Origin of the sequence: Breoghania corrubedonensis, from assembly GCF_003053845.1 — a bacterium.
Classification (GTDB): domain Bacteria; phylum Pseudomonadota; class Alphaproteobacteria; order Rhizobiales; family Stappiaceae; genus Breoghania; species Breoghania corrubedonensis.
The window spans coordinates 19587-36292 of sequence record NZ_QAYG01000002.1; the positions used below are offsets into that span (position 1 = coordinate 19587).

At 64.2% G+C, this 16706-nt stretch carries 16 protein-coding genes; 14 read left to right on the plus strand and 2 right to left on the minus strand.

All coding sequences use genetic code 11. The features are described 5' to 3' along the window. The first annotated feature begins 72 nt into the window (after positions 1-72). The 5 genes from C8N35_RS08075 (at position 73) to C8N35_RS08095 (ending at position 5779) form a co-directional block, all read left to right on the plus strand. Positions 73-705 (plus strand): LysE family translocator, encoded by a 633-nt coding sequence (locus C8N35_RS08075; protein ID WP_107989183.1) that lies wholly within the window; start codon positions 73-75, stop codon positions 703-705. Between the two features lie 77 nt (positions 706-782). Further along, complete coding sequence (locus C8N35_RS08080) at positions 783-2045, plus strand: threonine ammonia-lyase (protein ID WP_107989184.1); 1263 nt, start codon at positions 783-785, stop codon at positions 2043-2045. A 262-nt stretch (positions 2046-2307) separates the two neighbouring features. Further along, positions 2308-2793: an RDD family protein gene (locus C8N35_RS08085; RefSeq protein ID WP_107989185.1), complete on the plus strand. Its 486-nt coding sequence runs from the start codon at positions 2308-2310 to the stop codon at positions 2791-2793. Positions 2794-3029: 236 nt separating this feature from the next. Further along, complete coding sequence (locus C8N35_RS08090; protein ID WP_107989186.1) at positions 3030-4859, plus strand: SLC13 family permease; 1830 nt, start codon at positions 3030-3032, stop codon at positions 4857-4859. Between the two features lie 158 nt (positions 4860-5017). Next, positions 5018-5779 (plus strand): arginyltransferase, encoded by a 762-nt coding sequence (locus C8N35_RS08095; protein ID WP_107989187.1) that lies wholly within the window; start codon positions 5018-5020, stop codon positions 5777-5779. Positions 5780-5828: 49 nt separating this feature from the next. On the opposite strand, the gene C8N35_RS08100 is transcribed toward C8N35_RS08095, so the two are convergent. Continuing rightward, positions 5829-6476, minus strand: coding sequence for a uracil-DNA glycosylase (locus tag C8N35_RS08100; protein ID WP_107989188.1), 648 nt, complete (start codon positions 6474-6476; stop codon positions 5829-5831). 667 nt (positions 6477-7143) lie between these two features. Beyond that, positions 7144-7728, minus strand: coding sequence for a LabA-like NYN domain-containing protein (locus tag C8N35_RS08105; RefSeq protein ID WP_107989189.1), 585 nt, complete (start codon positions 7726-7728; stop codon positions 7144-7146). Between the two features lie 637 nt (positions 7729-8365). Between C8N35_RS08105 and rpoZ the strand changes: the two genes are divergently transcribed. From rpoZ to era, 9 genes are all read left to right on the plus strand, one after another. After that, positions 8366-8761 carry a DNA-directed RNA polymerase subunit omega gene (rpoZ, locus tag C8N35_RS08110; RefSeq protein WP_107989190.1) on the plus strand — a complete coding sequence of 132 codons (396 nt, stop codon included), beginning with the start codon at positions 8366-8368 and terminating at the stop codon, positions 8759-8761. Between the two features lie 308 nt (positions 8762-9069). Next, entirely contained in the window at positions 9070-11301 is a 2232-nt protein-coding gene (locus C8N35_RS08115; RefSeq protein WP_107989191.1) for a RelA/SpoT family protein, read from the plus strand. A gap of 44 nt (positions 11302-11345) precedes the next feature. Beyond that, a complete protein-coding gene (gene pyrE, locus C8N35_RS08120) occupies positions 11346-11927 on the plus strand; it encodes an orotate phosphoribosyltransferase (RefSeq protein WP_107989192.1) in 582 nt (193 codons plus the stop codon). 79 nt (positions 11928-12006) lie between these two features. Further along, positions 12007-12618 (plus strand): DUF2062 domain-containing protein, encoded by a 612-nt coding sequence (locus C8N35_RS08125; RefSeq protein ID WP_107989193.1) that lies wholly within the window; start codon positions 12007-12009, stop codon positions 12616-12618. Beyond that, on the plus strand, positions 12615-13373 hold the full coding sequence (locus tag C8N35_RS08130; protein ID WP_107989194.1) for a pyridoxine 5'-phosphate synthase: 759 nt from the start codon (positions 12615-12617) through the stop codon (positions 13371-13373). The genes C8N35_RS08125 and C8N35_RS08130 overlap by 4 nt, the downstream gene beginning before the upstream one ends. Continuing rightward, positions 13370-13795 (plus strand): holo-ACP synthase, encoded by a 426-nt coding sequence (acpS, locus tag C8N35_RS08135; RefSeq protein WP_107989195.1) that lies wholly within the window; start codon positions 13370-13372, stop codon positions 13793-13795. The genes C8N35_RS08130 and acpS overlap by 4 nt, the downstream gene beginning before the upstream one ends. Before the next feature lie 368 nt (positions 13796-14163). Continuing rightward, positions 14164-14937: a signal peptidase I gene (lepB, locus tag C8N35_RS08140; protein ID WP_428977103.1), complete on the plus strand. Its 774-nt coding sequence runs from the start codon at positions 14164-14166 to the stop codon at positions 14935-14937. 7 nt (positions 14938-14944) lie between these two features. Next, the gene (rnc, locus tag C8N35_RS08145) at positions 14945-15658 is read left to right on the plus strand and encodes a ribonuclease III (RefSeq protein ID WP_107989196.1); all 714 of its coding nucleotides are present in this window, start codon (positions 14945-14947) and stop codon (positions 15656-15658) included. 35 nt (positions 15659-15693) lie between these two features. Beyond that, on the plus strand, positions 15694-16623 hold the full coding sequence (gene era, locus C8N35_RS08150) for a GTPase Era (protein ID WP_210203477.1): 930 nt from the start codon (positions 15694-15696) through the stop codon (positions 16621-16623). Positions 16624-16706 lie beyond the last annotated feature (83 nt).

Sequence of the window (16706 nt, forward strand, 5' to 3'; positions counted from 1 at the left end):
CCATTCAACCATATGATCCAATAAGTCTTTTCACCCACCTACAACAGCTGCCCACCCGTGGGATCGCCCGTCATGTCCGTCCACGACCTCCTGCCCGCATTGATGCCGGCTGACCGGTTCGGCCTCCTTTGCCTCTATGTGATGGCGCTGACGGGTACGCCGGGGCCGGCCAACATGGCCCTCGTCGCCCTTTCCGGCACCCACGGCATCGCCCGCACGGTCCCCTTCTTCCTCGGCACGTTGGCGGGCTTCGCGATGACCTACTGGCTCGCCGCCCTCGGTCTTCTGGCGCTGGTTGCCGGGCTTCCGCTTGTCTGGGGTGCGCTGAAGATCGCCTGCATCGCCTACATTCTCTATCTCGCCTGGCTGGTCGCTACGGCCGGCCCGGCCACGCCCGACGTCACGAGCGCCCGCGCCGCCCCCGGGTTCCTGCGCGGGTTCTGGATCCATCCGCTCAATCCAAAAGCGTATGCCATGCAGGTCGCCGCCATCTCGCAGTTCACCGTGCCCGATCGCTACGGTGCCGATGCGCTCGTGATCTGGCTCACGTTCTTCCTTCTCGGCGGCGCCATGAACTTCTGCTGGATGATCGGCGGCCGGCTGCTGACGCGGTTCATGCGCATGCCGCGACTCTTTCGCGCCATCAACGTGACGCTCGCCATCCTGATGGTCGCCAGTACGCTCGCGAGCCTCGTCTCCGCCTGATCACTCCCCCCAGCTTGCCAACCGGCGCAAACGGGTGCACATCGCGGGATCATTCCCAAACCACCTCCGGTGCCATCATGCCGCTCGATGCAAGTTCCTCCGCTCTTCCCGTCACCCTTGCCGACATCAAGGAGGCGGCGCGGCTGATCGAGGGGCAGGTGGTGCGCACCCCCTTCCTGCCGGCCCCCAGCCTGTCGCGCCTCACCGGTGCGGATGTCTGGGTGAAGTTCGAAAACCAGCAATACGTCAACTCCTTCAAGGAGCGCGGCGCGCTGGTGAAGCTTCTCTCGCTCACCGAGGAAGAGCGCGCACGCGGCGTCATCGCCATGTCGGCCGGCAACCACGCGCAAGCCGTCGCCTACCACGCCTCGCGGCTCGGCATTCCGGCCACCATCGTCATGCCCAAGACGACCCCGCACGTGAAGGTCGCCGCCACCCGCTCCTATGGCGCCAGCGTCGTGCTCGCCGGCGAGACCATCGCGGATGCGCAGATCGAGGTCGAACGCCTCATCCGCGAGCGCGATCTCACCCTTGTCCACCCCTATGACGATGTCCGCGTCATCGCCGGCCAGGGCACCATCGCGCTGGAGATCCTGGAAAAGACCCGCGAGGCGGGCGTCTCGCTCGACTGTCTGGTGGTGCCGATCGGCGGCGGCGGGCTCATCTCCGGCATCGCCGTCGCTGCCAAGGCGCTGGCCCCCGAGATCGCGATCATCGGTGTGGAGGCGGCACTTTACCCATCCATGCACGCGATGCTCAACGGCGAGGAATCGCGCTGCGGCGGCAACACGCTGGCCGAGGGCATCGCGGTCAAGAACGTCGGCGCGCTCACAAGCCAGATCGCCGAACGCCTGGTCGACGACATCGTGCTGGTGGAGGAAGCGGCCATCGAGCGCGCCGTCAACGCCTTTCTGGCGTTGCAGAAAACGGTGGCCGAAGGCGCGGGTGCTGCCGGCCTTGCCGCGCTGCTGCAGGAGCCGGAGCGCTTCAGGGGCAAGCGGGTCGGCCTCGTCCTGTGCGGCGGCAACATCGATCCGCGCCTGCTCGCCTCCATCATCGTGCGCGAGCTCGCCCGCGAGGGCCGCATGGTGGCGATCCGCATGGGCATTCCGGACCGGCCGGGCGTTCTGGGCGAGATCACTTCGCTTATCGGCCAGATGGACGGCAACGTCGTCGAGGTCGCCCACCATCGCCTGTTCCTCGACGTGCCGGCCAAGGGCGCCATTCTGGACGTCACGATGGAAACCCGCGACAACGCCCACGCGGAAGAGATCATCGCCGCGCTCGAAGGCCGCGGCTACCACGTCAAGCGCGTGGCGGCGGCCGAGACGGCGGACTGAGGGCGCTTCCGTTCGCCGCCCCCGGGCCGCCTCTCCCCGCGCATGCCATCGCGCCACCGTCATTGCCCGGACAAAGCCGGGCAATGACGGAAGAAGGACCGCGGGAGCGACAAAGGGACAGGCGTGCGGCCAATGATGAAACCACACCGCCGTTCCGACCTCGCGTCGGCAGTCCGCATAGCCTGAATTGCCCCCCGGATTGAAAACACCGCGACGGCACCCCAATTTCCTTGGGTAACCGCCACACGAGGACGCGCCGACCATGAGCACCATCGAAACCAACGCGCTTTACGACCGTGATCCGCTGGAGCACATGGCGCTCTTCGAAGGCGTGCGCACGAAGCGCATCTTCGCTTTCATGATCGATGTGATCGCCATCGCCATCCTCACCTTCATGGCCGGCATCGCGGTGTTCTTCCTCGGTATCTTCACCCTCGGGCTTGGCTGGCTCGCCTACGCCTTCCTGTGGCAGGGCGTGGCGATCCTCTATTCCGCCTTCACGCTCGGCGGCCCGTTCTCCGCTACACCGGGCATGCGTGCCTTCGGCATCGAGCTGCGCCTCGTCGACGGCCGCCGTCCGACGCCGCTTCTCGCCATCGCCCATGTGGTGCTGTTCTGGGTGTCCTTCACCATGATCACGCCGCTCGTCCTGCTGGTCTCGCTTTTCTCCAACAAGAAACGCCTGCTGCACGACATCATCGTCGATGGCGTCGTCGTCAACTCGAGCGCACTTGCCCGCACTTTCTGACCAGCGCTTGCGCCGGGCTTTTGAAGCCGCTACCCGTGTCTGATTGAACACGGTCGGCAGAAACCCGTAGGGGCTCGGCTTCCGGCACGCCATCGAGATCGCGCCAGCGCGCTGTGACGTCGCGAAACACTGGGGCGTCGCCCGTTCGCCTGTCAAAGGCGGAGGACGATCCGCCGCCGGTGCGCTGGCCGCTTGATGGTATAAGGTCAGGGGAATCAATTGCGAGCGGGCGACGAATGACGGTTGCCGATATCCAGATGGCGCTCACCTTCGCGGTGATCGCGGCAACGATTCTGCTTTATGCATGGGAGCGTTTTCCGATCGAGCTGACGGCGCTCGGGTCGGTCGTCGCCTTCGTGCTCATCTTCACCGCCTTTCCCCTGGCAGGCCCCAATGGCCAGCTGGGGCCGACGGAACTGCTGATGGGCTTCGCCAATCCGGCGCTCATCACCATCATGGCGCTGCTCGTCGTCGGTCAGGCGCTGTTTCACACCGATGCGCTCGACAAGCCGACACAGATCGTCCTGCGTACCTTCCGCAGGTTGCGGCTGGCCCCCGTCACGCCGATCCTCATCGGCGTCGCCGCCATCTCCGCCTTTCTCAACAACACGCCCGTCGTGGTGATGTTCCTTCCCGTCCTTGCGGCCGTCGCCGCCGCCGCCGGCACGTCGGCCGCGCGCGTGCTGATGCCGCTCTCCTTCATCGCCATACTGGGCGGCATGACCACGCTGATCGGCTCCTCGACCAACCTGCTGGTGGCCGATGTCGCGGGCCGGGTGAGCCACGTTTCGATCGGCTTCTTCTCGTTCACGCCGCTTGGTGGGCTTCTCGCCTTCATCGGGTCGCTCTACATCATCTTCGTCATGCCGCGGCTGCTGAAGCCGCGAAAGACGATGGCCGACGAGATTCAGGGCCCGGCGGGCGGCAAGCAGTTCATCGCCCAGATCCCGGTCACCTACAATCATCCGCTGGTGGGCGCGCGCTCCGTCAAGGGCATGTTCCCGACGCTGCGCGACATGACGGTGCGCCTCGTGCAGCGCGGCGAAAAGCCGTTCCTGCCGCCATTCGAGGGGGTGGAGCTGCAGCCGGGCGATACGGTCATCGTCGCCGCCACCCGCCAGGCGCTGACCAAGGCGCTGTCGCTGCGCCAGCCGATCATGCGCTCCGATCATGGCGAGGCGGACGACGAGGACCGCTCGATCACCGATGGCGCGGTGTCGCTGGCCGAAGCGGTCGTGGCGCCGGGCTCACGCATGATCGGGCGTACCACCACACAGTCCAGCCTGAAGGCGGAATCGAACTGCGTCGTGATGGGCCTCCAGCGCCGCAGCCGCATGCCGCGCATGGCGATGACCGACATCCGTCTGGAGGCCGGCGACGTGCTGCTGCTCGCCGGCGTCCATGAAGACATCCAGTCCCTGCGCGGCAACCGCGACGTGCTGCTGATGGACTGGTCCACCGCCGAAGTGCCCAAGCGCCGCTATGCGCCGCGCGCACTCTTGATCTTCGTCGCTGTCGTGGCCATCGCCGCCAGCGGCATGGTGCCCATCGTCACCGCCGCGATCACCGGCGCGCTGACGATGATGCTGTCGGGCTGTCTCAATGTGCGCCAGGCGCTGCGTGCGCTCGACAGCCGTATCTTCATGCTGATCGGCGCCTCCCTCGCCGCGGCGACCGCGCTGGAGCGCACCGGCGGCGCGCAGGCGGTGGCCGAAGCGCTGATGACCGCCATGGCCGGCCAGCCGCCCGCCGTCATCCTCTCCATGCTGTTCCTGCTGATCGCCGCGCTCACCAACGTCCTGTCGAACAACGCCACCGCCGTGCTGTTCGCCCCCATCGCCGTCAACATGGCCGCGCGCACCGGCGTCGACGTCAACGCCTTCGTGACGTGCCTGATCTTCGCCGCCAACTGCTCCTTCGCCACCCCCATCGGCTATCAGACCAACCTGATCGTGATGGGGCCGGGCCACTATCGCTTTTCCGACTTCCTGCGCGCGGGAACGCCGCTCGTCTTGATCATTTGGCTGTCTTTCTCGTTGCTGGCGCCGTGGTATTATGGATTTTGACCTGAAGGATCTCACAGGCGGATGCGACGTTTCTGGCGGCGTGGCCTGCGCATTTTCCGCATGTTGAATTTTCTCGTTCCGGTTCATACCCTTACGAGAACATTCGAGCGACAACATAGCCAATTTTCAAGAGCTGGTTCCGGTGCGAGGCTTGGGGCATGACGAAGCCCATTACGGACAATCCGCAATTCTACCTGACGGCGCCGGCGCCCTGCCCCTATCTGCCGGATCAGGAGGAACGCAAGGTGTTCACCCACCTTGTGGGCGAGCGTGCGGGTTTTCTCAATGACGTGCTGACCCACGGCGGCTTCCGCCGTTCACAGAACATCGCCTACCGGCCCGCCTGCGATACGTGCCGCGCCTGCACCTCGGTGCGCATTCTGGTCGACGAGTTCGACTACACCCGCTCGCTGCGCCGGGTGCGCAATGCCGGCAGCGCCTATGTCGGCCGGCAAGGGCCGCCCACCCCCTCGACCGAACAGTACGATCTCTTTCGCACCTATCTCGCCACCCGCCACGGCGACGGCGGCATGGCCGACATGCGGCTGCTCGACTATGCGTTGATGATCGAAGACACCCATGTCGATACGCTTGTCATCGAATACCGCCGCCGCGCCGGAAACAGACCCGATCTTGCCGAGGAGGATCGCGGCGAGGGCCCGCTGGTGGCCGCGGCCCTCACCGACGTGCTCTCGGACGGGCTGTCGATGGTCTATTCGTTTTTCGATACCGAGATCCGGCACTTCTCGTTCGGCACCTACCTGATCCTCGACCATATCGAGCGCGCACGGCGAATGGGTCTGCCCTACGTCTATCTCGGCTACTGGGTGCCGGGTTCGAAAAAGATGGAATACAAGACCCGCTTCCAGCCGCAGGAGCATCTGGGTCCGCAGGGCTGGATCAGAACCAACGGCAGCTGAGCGGCGGCCGGTTTCCGCGCGTATCAAGGTACATCCACGCCGCTTCGCCTCACCCCAGATGCGCGGCGATCTTGTCGAAGACGTCGCGAAACATCTCGGGCGTCAAACGCCCCGTATTCGTGTTGTAGCGCGAGCAGTGGTAGCTGTCGAAAAGCGTGTAGCGGCCGAGATCGTGAACCCCGCCATGGCTGAAGGGGTACGCCGCGCGGCGCTTTTCCAGCGTCGTCAGCACCGTCTCGTGCGCCACCCGGCCGAGCGCCAGGATCGCCGAGAGGTTCTCCATGGAGCCGAGCGTGTTGACCAGGAACGGCCGGCAGGCCTTGATTTCCGGCCCCGTCGGCTTGTTTTGCGGCGGCACGCAGCGCACCGCATTGGTTATCGCGGCGCCCTCAAGCTCCAGCCCGTCATCGGGCCGCGCCTTGAACGTGCCGCATGAGAAGCCGTAAGCGGCGAGCGTCTCGTAAAGGAGGTCGCCGGCATAGTCGCCCGTGAAGGGCCGGCCCGACTTGTTGGCACCGCGCAGGCCCGGTGCGAGACCGACGACCAGCAGCCGAACCGCTCCCGCACCGCCGCGCGGCAGAAAGCTCGGCACCGGCGCATTGAACCAGTCCGGCTCCCGCGCGCGCCATTCGTCTCGAAATTCGGCAAGGCGCGGGCAGAAGGGACAGTCGCGGTCCGGGTCGGTGGCATTGATCATGGAAACGGGATGCTCGTGGCGTATCGGTGAAGCGCGGGAACCGGTGTGCGATCCGAATCGCGCACCCGGTTTCGCCACATTACCCCAGAACCGCCCGCCTCGCGGTGCGGCGGGCGGACCCGGCCGGCAGCCGAGGAAAAACCGCGGGGATAAATCGCCGTCGACGCGCCCTGCGACCAGGCCACGGCACGACGACATCGCCCCCCTTGCCCGCTTTTGCGCACTTTTCGCATTTTCTAATCGAAAGGCCGCTTTTCATTGAAAACCGAGCGAAATTCGAAACGAATTCGAAAACGGCATAAAAACGGCGTCAAGCTGTTGTCAGAAATACATTTTTTCATTTCGTGCGGCATTGACGGACAAAACGGCCGCTTCACTTGCGCGAAAGATATCCCCCCATGCGGAAGACGTGTCCCCGCCTGCGCGCGAAGGGCAGCGACCTGAAACCACACCGGACCAGCCACACGGCGGAGACCGCCTCAGCATGCAACCGGACGCCCGGCCCCGGGCTAGGGACACGCGGGCAAAGGCGTTCGGAAAAAAAGCAAAAGGCCGGGTCCTGGAACCCGGCCTTTCTGTATGCCTTGGCGCGATTTGTCTTCGAATTCAACATGCTGGCACCGGCCCGGCTTGGTGGTACAGAGCGCGGCCGGGACCGGAAACCGGCTTACAGATCGTCGAATTCTTCTTCGCGCTCGCGCTCGGCCTGCCGCTGCTGGCGTTCGGCCGGATCGCGGCCGATCTTGTTGGCCAGCGTGTTGAGATCGATGAAGTGGTCGGCCTGACGGCGCAGGTCGTCGGCGATCATCGGCGGCTGGGTCTGCAAGGTGGAGACGACCGAAACCTTGCGGCCACGCCGCTGAACCGCTTCCACCAGCGATCGGAAGTCGCCGTCGCCGGAAAACAGCACCAGGTGATCGACATACTCCGCCATTTCCATGGCATCGACTGCAAGCTCGATATCCATGCTGCCCTTGATCTTGCGGCGGCCGGAAGCATCGATGAATTCTTTGACAGGCTTTGTAACGACTTTGTAACCGTTATAATCAAGCCAGTCGATGAGCGGGCGGATCGACGAATACTCCTGATCCTCAACGAGAGCCGTATAATAATACGCTCTCATCAGATATCCCTTGCCCTGAAATTCTTTCAGCAACCGCTTGTAGTCGATGTCGAAGCCGAGGGATTTTGCGGTTGCGTAAAGATTCGCACCGTCAATAAACAGCGCAACCTTCTCGCGCGGGTCAAACATCTTTATTCTCTTTTCTTCTATGGGTTTGGACTTGCCATGTGCACAGATAAGAATGAGGCCGATCGGCTGCGAAACCCCGAACCAGAGGCGTAATGAGCACTAAAAATGAGGCACGGAGCCCGAGCCAATGCGACCAACTTCGTTTTTTGCGTCTCTAATATAAAATATAATCGTACGCAAGAACACAGTACGACTACAGATTTTGTACGAATTAAGGATCACATCCGAAATTTTCCGAAAAACTTTGACCTTCAAGACAAATTTCGGCTGAGCGGGAAGGTTACCCCAAGCGTTTCGCCACGAGACCATTCGACTTGAAGTCTGAACCCGAACGTATATCCGAACGGACACCTCGCACAGCCGCTATTCCGCCGCCCCGCCGCCGCCGGCCGGTCCCTCTGCGTGACCGGAGGTGGATGTGCGAACGCGATGCGTTGAACCTCACCGCGAACCCTTGCATTTGCGGGACGAAAACCCTAATAAGGCGAGTTCAATCCCATGCGCGCGAAAGAGCGTCCGGCCCTCTTCGGGAATGACCGTGAGGCCCGCAGACATCGCGAAACATCGCGCGCCAACGAGACATCGGGCCGGAATTGGCGCAATTGCGCCATTCGCGACCCGCGACTGGAGACCTGCAATGGCGCGTGTGACTGTCGAAGACTGCATCGACAAGGTCGACAACCGCTTCGATCTGGTGCTTCTGGCCAGCCATCGGGCCCGGATGATTGCCTCCGGCTCGCCGCTGACCATTGACCGCGACAACGACAAGAACCCCGTCGTCGCGCTGCGCGAAATCGCCGATCAGACCGTCAGCCCCGAAGACCTGAAGGAAGACCTGATCCACTCGCTGCAGAAATACGTCGAAGTCGACGAGCCGGAACCGGAAGCCGTTCCGATGGTGCCGAGCGCCTCCTCCGCCATGCAGACGGGCGATTCCTCCGAGCCGCCGGTCGAGTTCGACCGCATGTCGGAAGAGGATCTGCTCAAGGGCCTGGAAGGCCTGGTTCCGCCCGATCGCAACGACGATTATTGAGATCGGCAGCGGTGCGCCTCGTGCGTTCCGCGCGCCCACGTAACGAGCGCCTGCCGTGCGCTTGTAACGAACCTGTATCACGAGGGCGGGCGCGCATCATGCGCACCGCCCTTTTGATCATCGCCCGCCCTTTCGCGTGGTCGGGTTTCTTGCCGGATAGCCCGACGGTGGAAAGTTCGCTCCGCATCACCGGTTGCGGCGCGCTCTGGCGCTTCGCAGACGGGTAACTTATCTGAGGTAAGGTCCCTCGTCTGTTTGTCCGAAATCGGCCCTCGCGGGGCCAGCTTCAGGAATGCGTCGCCACCGCCATGATGCGCCAATACGAACTCGTCGAACGGGTCAACCGCTACAACCCGACCACCGATGAGGCGCTGCTCAACAAGGCCTACGTCTATGCCATGCAGAAGCACGGCACCCAGATGCGCGCCTCGGGCGACCCCTATTTCTCCCATCCGCTCGAAGTCGCCGCGATCCTGACCGATCTCCGACTGGACGACGCCACCATCGCCGTCGCCCTGCTGCACGACACGATCGAGGACACGGACGCAACCCGCACCGAGATCGACACGGTCTTCGGCGAAGAGATCGGCAAGCTCGTTGACGGGCTGACCAAGATCAGCCGGCTCGACCTCGTCTCGCGCCAAGCCAAGCAGGCAGAGAACTTCCGCAAGCTGCTGCTGGCGATCGCCGACGACGTGCGCGTTCTACTGGTCAAACTCGCCGACCGGCTGCACAACATGCGCACGCTGCATTTCGTCAAGGAAGACGAGCGCCGCAAGCGTATCGCGGAAGAAACGATGGAAATCTATGCGCCGCTCGCCGGCCGCATGGGCATGCAGGACCTGCGCAACGAGCTGGAAGAACTGGCCTTCCAGACCATCAATCCGGAAGCCTTCCAGACCATCACCGAGCGGCTGGCAAGCTTGCGCGAAAAGAACACCGAACTCATCGGCGGCATCGAACGCGACCTGACCGAGCGGCTGGCGGAGCGCCATATCAACGCCACCGTGCGCGGCCGGATGAAGCGCCCCTACTCCATCTTCCGCAAGATGGAGCAGAAATCGATCGGCTTCGAGCAGCTCTCCGACATCTACGGCTTCCGCGTCGTGGTTGACGATCTGGAGACCTGCTACGCGGTGCTCGGTGTGGTCCACACCGCCTGGCCGAGCGTGCCGGGCCGCTTCAAGGACTACATCTCGACGCCGAAACAGAACGACTACCGCTCCATCCACACGACCGTCGTCGGCCCATCGCGCCAGCGCGTCGAACTCCAGATCCGCACAAAGGGAATGGACAGCGTCGCCGAATACGGCATTGCCGCGCACGCGCTTTACAAGGATGGCATCAAGGGTGGCCGCAACATCGCACGGCTTGCCGATGAATCGCGCGCCTACGATTGGCTGCGCCAGACCATCGACATGCTTTCGCAGGGCGACACGCCGGAAGAATTCCTTGAAAACACCAAGCTCGAACTCTTCCACGACCAGGTCTTCTGCTTCACGCCGAAGGGCCGGCTGATCGCGCTGCCGCGCCGTGCGACGCCGATCGACTTCGCCTACGCGGTCCACACCGACATCGGCAATACCACGGTCGGCTGCAAGATCAACGGCCAGATCGTGCCGCTGGTGACGGTGCTGAAAAACGGCGACGAGGTCGAGATCATCCGTTCCGGCGCCCAGAAGCCCACCGAGGACTGGCTCACCATCGCGGTAACCGGCAAGGCGCGCGCCGCCATCCGCCGTGCCATCCGCGAGGCCCAGCGCGACAAGTACGCGACGCTCGGCCGGCTGATCCTCCAGCGCGGCTTCGAACGGCGCGGGCTGGAACTGAACGACCAGGTGCTCGCTCCCGTGCTGTTGCGCTTCTCGCAGGGCTCCGTCACGGATCTGATGGCCGCCGTCGGGCGCAGCGACATTCACGCCGCCGACGTCCTCAACGTCATCGACCCGACCCACGAGGAGGCCCATCACGAACAGATCGGCACCGAGCGGGCGACGTCACCGGAGATGGCGCGCGAGGACGGGTGGTTCGACCTGGAGGGCGGCACGGGGCTGAAGTTCCGCGTGCCGGCGGGCTCGGCCCAGGAAACCGCGTCCCTGCCGATACGCGGTCTCAAGGGCAATCTTCCCATCCGATTTGCACCTGATGGCGGGGCGGTGCCGGGAGATCGTATTGTCGGCATCCTGACGCCCGGAGAAGGCATCACGATCTATCCGATCCATTCCAAGACCCTCAGGGATTTCGACGACTACGACCAATGGCTCGACGTACGCTGGGACGTCGACAGCGAACAGGCCGAGCGCTTTCCCGCCCGTGTGGCGGTCGCGGCAATCAACGAGCCCGGCTCGCTTGCCGAAATCGCCCGGATCATCAGCGCCAACGACGGCAATATCGACAATATCAAGATGAAACGCCGCGCCGCCGATTTTCATGAGATGACAATCGATCTCGAAGTATGGGATCTGAAACATCTTAATCGTATCATCAACCAGCTGCGCGGAGCCTCCGTGGTGTCCGGAGCGCAGCGTGTGAACAACTGAAGACCTGCTGACAGCCCCGCGTGGTGGCACAGGGAAAGGAAGACATGACGAAGGACGAGGTTCTGGCCGTTTTCCGGGAATCAGGTGCCATTCTTGAGGGCCATTTCATCTTGTCCTCGGGCCTCAGAAGTCCGGTTTTCCTGCAAAAGGCGCGGGTCTTCCAGTATCCGGAGCGCACGGAGATCCTGTGCAAGGCGCTGGCCGAACGCATCCGTGCGGCGAATCTCGGGCCGATCGACTACATCGTTTCGCCCGCTTTGGGCGGCATCATTCCCGGCTACGAAACCGCCCGCCATCTGGGCGTGCCGGCGATGTGGGTGGAGCGCGAGGGCGGCGAATTGCGGCTGCGCCGGTTCAACCTGGAAAAGGGGGCGCGGGTGATCGTGGTAGAGGACATCGTATCCACCGGCCTGTCGTCACGCGAGACTGTGAACGCGCTGAGGGCCATGGGCGCCGTTGTCGTCGGCTGCGCCTGCCTGATCGACCGCTCGGCTGGCGAGGCCGATTGTGGTGTTCCGCTGATCGCGCTCGCCGAATACAAGGTGCCCGCCTATCCGGCCGATGCTCTGCCGCCGGAGCTCGCGGCCCTTCCCGCGGTCAAACCGGGCAGCCGCGGGCTTGCCTGAGTTGATCTGGATGCTCACATCCGCGAAAGGCCCTTGCGGGGGCGTCACGCGTTCAATGCCGATACCGGCCGAGTAAAAAATGCTGTTCCAGCGTCGCAATCCTCCTCATTGGCTCGAAAGGGTCCGCATCGCACTGTGGCCGCGCCACAGCTTTTCCCGCTCGGCCAGGTATTTCGCCAAGCGCGTGCTCCGTCTGACGGCGAGCCCGCACGCGGTGGCACTGGGCTTTGCGGCCGGAGCCTTCGCCTCCTTCACCCCCTTCGTCGGCTTTCACTTTCTGTTGGCCTTCTTCGTCGCCTTCGTGATCGGCGGCAACATGCTGGCCTCCGCGCTGGGCACCGCGGTCGGCAATCCCCTCACCTTTCCCTTCATCTGGGCATCGACCTACCGGCTTGGTCATGTGCTGCTTGGCCATGACCCGGCCACACGCGGCCATCACCCGCTGAAGCTCGACCTGCTCCACCAGTCGCTCGACGCGATCTGGCCGATTTTCAAGCCGATGCTTGTCGGCGCCATTCCGCTCGGCTTCATCGCGGGCACTATCGCTTATTTCATCGTCTACGGTATGGTACGCACCTATCAGGCGACGCGCCGCGAAAAGCTCTCCGCACGCCGCGAGGCAACGCGCGCCGAGCCCCGGGAAGTCCACCCGGGAACGATGGATCCGAGCTCACTGGAGAAGACCTCATGACCATGCGTCTGCGCCTGGGCGTGAACATCGACCACGTCGCCACGGTCCGCAATGCGCGCGGAGGCCCGCATCCCGACCCGCTGCGCGCCGCGCTTGCCGCCGAAGCCGCCGGGGCCGACGGCATCACCGCACATCTGCGCGAAGACCGCCGCCACATCCGCGACGAAGACATCGCCGCGCTCAAGCAGAAGCTCGCCATTCCGCTCAATCTGGAAATGGCAGCGACGCCCGAAATGCGCGACATCGCCCTGCGAACACGCCCGCACGCCGCCTGCCTCGTGCCCGAACGGCGCGAAGAGCGCACGACGGAGGGTGGGCTTGATGCCGAGGGCGGGTTCACCTCGCTGCAGCCGATCGTCGAGGCGCTCTACGAGGCCGATATCCGGGTCTCGCTGTTCATCGAGCCGGACGTCCGCCAGATCGACGCCGCCCGCGCGCTGGGAGCACCCGTCGTGGAACTTCATACCGGCGCCTATTGCGAGGCGGCGCTTGAGGGCAATGAACAGGCCCGCGCCGCTCAGCTGGAGCGTGTGCGCGAAGCCGTCCGCCATGCCGCGCATATCGGACTGGAGGTGCATGCAGGCCACGGGCTGACCTACGACACGGTCGCCGACATCGCCCGTATCTCCGAGATCCGCGAACTCAACATCGGCCATTTTCTGATCGGCGAGGCGATCTTCGTCGGGCTGGAAGGTGCGATTGCCGGGATGCGCCGGCTGATGGATGCCGCGCGCGGAGCGACGCCGGCGGCATGATCATCGGCATCGGCTCCGACCTGATCGACATCCGCCGGATCGAGCGGACGCTGGAACGCTTCGGCGAACGCTTCACCCATCGCGTTTTCACCGAGATCGAGCGCGCGCGCTCGGAGCGGCGAAAGGAACGCGCGGCTTCCTATGCCAAACGGTTCGCCGCCAAGGAAGCGACCTCAAAGGCGCTGGGCACCGGCATTCGCGGCATTCGCTGGCAGGAAATGGGCGTGGTGAACCTGAAATCCGGCCAGCCGACGGTGGCGCTCAACGGCAAGGCGGAGGCGCGGCTGGCGCGCATGGTGCCGGAAGGCTTCGCCGCCCGCATCGACATTACCATCACCGACGACTATCCGCTTGCGCAGGCCTTTGTCGTGATTTCCGCCTGGCCGGCGGATTGGCCTGTCGCGCTTGACCCGGACAAATGATGTGTCATCCGTAGCGCCCGCGTTGCGCGCAACTCCCGGAGCCGGTATCAAGACCCTCGTTCGCGCATGATGGTCTTGCGGAATCATGATCCGATTCCCCGCGCCTGACATCCCGGGTGGGGACTTCGGGCCAAGGCCGGCCCTTCGGGGGCGGCCATCCGGAGATGTGGTGCTTTCCGCCCCCCGGACATGCGCAGCATAGGGACCGGACGGCATCGGGCGACAGCAGCCCGGCCCTGCATTTGAAATGCCTGGCGTGCCCCACAAGGCGCGCCGGCAAGGATATGAAAAGCCGCCCGCTTCAGCCGGGCCGACCTGTGGACGCGCGCCGCTTCGTGGCCCAATGGCACGAAGTGACGCGAAGCAGCATGAACGCGAAGGACCCGATGAGCGACGCGAGCGATAAAGACAGTCAGAAAGGCGGCTGGGGCGAAACCGTGAAGGTCGTCATCCAGGCGCTGCTGCTGGCCCTGGTTCTCAGGACCTTCCTCTTCCAGCCCTTCAACATTCCCTCGGGATCGATGAAGGATACGCTGCTGATCGGCGACTACCTGTTCGTCTCCAAGTTCAGCTACGGCTACAGCCGGTATTCCTTCCCCTTCGGCCTGGCACCGTTTTCCGGCCGCATCTGGGAAGGCGATCCGCAGCGCGGCGACATCGCGGTGTTCAAGCTTCCGCGCGACAATTCCACCGACTACATCAAACGCGTGATCGGCCTGCCTGGCGACACGGTGCAGATGATCGACGACCGGCTCTACATCAACGGCAAGATCGTTCCGCGCGAGCGGATCGACGACTACATCGAGACCGACGCCTACGGCAAGACCGAGCGCGTACCGCGCTACCGCGAGACGCTGCCCAACGGCGTGTCCTACGACACGCTCGACCTCATCCCCAACGGGGCGGCCGACAACACCGAGCTGTTCAAGGTGCCACAGGGGCACTACTTCATGATGGGCGACAACCGCGACAATTCCGCCGACAGTCGCGTCCACGGTTCCGGTGTGGGCTACGTTCCGCTTGAGAATTTCGTCGGCAAGGCCGAGATCCTGTTCTTCTCCGTGAGGGACGGCGAACCGGCATGGATGTTCTGGAAATGGCCCTGGTCCGTACGCTGGGACCGGCTTTTCAAGACGCTTTGAGGATTGAATGGCACGTGACAACGCCACTTCGCTGAAACGGCTCGAACGCGAACTCGGACACGAATTCTCCGACCGCTCGCTGATCATCCGTGCGCTCACGCATGCGAGCGCACTGCCCTCGGCGCGCAGTGCGACGGAGAATTACGAGCGGCTGGAATTCCTGGGCGACCGCGTCCTCGGCCTCGCCGTTGCCGACATGGTGTTCCAGACCTATCCGAAAGCGGAAGAGGGCGAGCTGGCCCGCCGGCTGAACCACCTCGTCAAGCGCGAGACCTGTGCCGAGGTCGCGGCCGAAATGGGCCTTGGCGAGATGATGGTGATCGGCGAGAGCGAAGCCCAGTCGGGCGGCAGGAGCAAGGTGGCGCTGCTCGCCGACATGTGCGAATCCGTACTGGGCGCGCTCTACAGGGATGCCGGCTGGGAAGCCGCCCGCCGTTTCATCGACAACCATTGGCGCGGCCGGATGCTGGCCTGGAGCGGCAACCAGCGCGACGCCAAGACGACATTGCAGGAATGGGTACAGGGCAAGGGCCTTGCCACCCCCAACTACAAGATCGCCGAGCGTTCCGGCCCGGACCACGCCCCGCTCTTCACTGTCACGGTGGCGGTGGACGGGATGGATAACGGATCCGGCACCGGACCTTCCAAGCGGCTGGCGGAACAGGCCGCCGCGGAAGAGGTACTGCGCCGCGAGGGCGTCTGGTCGGAGAGCGGCAAGTGAGCGCGAACGAAAGCGAAAACGAGATTGAAACGCCCGTGACATCATCCCAGACCGCCGAACCCGGCGCCCCGGCCGAAACCCGCGCCGGCTTCGTGGCCCTCATCGGCGCCCCCAATGCGGGCAAGTCGACGCTTCTGAACCGCCTTGTCGGCGCCAAGCTGTCGATTGTCACCCACAAGGTGCAGACGACACGCGCCATCATGCGCGGCGTGGCGATGCACGAGGCGTCCCAGATCATCTTCGTCGACACGCCCGGCATCTTCGCGCCAAAACGCCGTCTCGACCGGGCGATGGTCGACACCGCGTGGGGCGGTGCGGAAGGCGCCGACATCGTCGCCCTGCTGATCGACGCGCGCAAAGGCATCGACGACGAGATCGCCCCGATCCTCAAGCGACTGGCGGAACTCAAGCGCCACAAGGTTCTGATCCTCAACAAGATCGACCTGACCAAGCGCGAGGAACTGCTGGCACTGGCGAGCCGCGCCAATGCCGAGGTCGGCTTCGACCGCACCTTCATGATTTCCGCGCTCGATGGCGATGGCGCCGACGATCTTCTGAACTATTTCGCCCAGGAATTGCCCACGGGCCCCTGGCTCTACCCGGAAGACCAGATCTCCGACCTGCCGCTTCGCATGATCGCGGCCGAGATCACCCGCGAGAAGCTGTTCCTGCGCCTCCACCAGGAAATCCCCTACGCCTCCACGGTTGAAACCACCCAGTGGAAGGAACTGAAGGACGGCTCGGCCCGCGTCGAACAGACGGTCTACGTGGAACGCGAGAGCCAGAAGAAGATCGTGCTGGGCAAGGGCGGCCAGACCATCAAGGCCATTTCCCAGGGCGCCCGACAGGACATCGCGGCGATGGCGGAACGGCCGATCCACCTTTTCCTGTTCGTCAAGGTGCGCGAGAACTGGGGCAACGATCCCGAGCGCTATCGCGAAATGGGCCTGGAGTTTCCGCGCTAGGCGACTGGCACGGGCGGGTGGAGTTCGCAGCGAGGCGGAGAGCCGGGCCCCAGTAATCGGGATGCCCGAATACGGACCAGCGC

Coding starts and splice junctions, on each gene's coding strand:
- rpoZ (WP_107989190.1), top strand. CDS start 8,366: ATGGCGCGTGTGACTGTCGAAGACTGCATCGACAAGGTCGACAACCGC.
- C8N35_RS08085 (WP_107989185.1), top strand. CDS start 2,308: ATGAGCACCATCGAAACCAACGCGCTTTACGACCGTGATCCGCTGGAG.
- C8N35_RS08090 (WP_107989186.1), top strand. CDS start 3,030: ATGACGGTTGCCGATATCCAGATGGCGCTCACCTTCGCGGTGATCGCG.
- C8N35_RS08105 (WP_107989189.1), bottom strand. CDS start 7,728: ATGTTTGACCCGCGCGAGAAGGTTGCGCTGTTTATTGACGGTGCGAAT.
- C8N35_RS08130 (WP_107989194.1), top strand. CDS start 12,615: ATGACCATGCGTCTGCGCCTGGGCGTGAACATCGACCACGTCGCCACG.
- rnc (WP_107989196.1), top strand. CDS start 14,945: ATGGCACGTGACAACGCCACTTCGCTGAAACGGCTCGAACGCGAACTC.
- C8N35_RS08080 (WP_107989184.1), top strand. CDS start 783: ATGCCGCTCGATGCAAGTTCCTCCGCTCTTCCCGTCACCCTTGCCGAC.
- C8N35_RS08125 (WP_107989193.1), top strand. CDS start 12,007: ATGCTGTTCCAGCGTCGCAATCCTCCTCATTGGCTCGAAAGGGTCCGC.
- pyrE (WP_107989192.1), top strand. CDS start 11,346: ATGACGAAGGACGAGGTTCTGGCCGTTTTCCGGGAATCAGGTGCCATT.
- C8N35_RS08095 (WP_107989187.1), top strand. CDS start 5,018: ATGACGAAGCCCATTACGGACAATCCGCAATTCTACCTGACGGCGCCG.
- C8N35_RS08115 (WP_107989191.1), top strand. CDS start 9,070: ATGATGCGCCAATACGAACTCGTCGAACGGGTCAACCGCTACAACCCG.
- acpS (WP_107989195.1), top strand. CDS start 13,370: ATGATCATCGGCATCGGCTCCGACCTGATCGACATCCGCCGGATCGAG.
- C8N35_RS08075 (WP_107989183.1), top strand. CDS start 73: ATGTCCGTCCACGACCTCCTGCCCGCATTGATGCCGGCTGACCGGTTC.
- lepB (WP_428977103.1), top strand. CDS start 14,164: ATGAACGCGAAGGACCCGATGAGCGACGCGAGCGATAAAGACAGTCAG.
- C8N35_RS08100 (WP_107989188.1), bottom strand. CDS start 6,476: ATGATCAATGCCACCGACCCGGACCGCGACTGTCCCTTCTGCCCGCGC.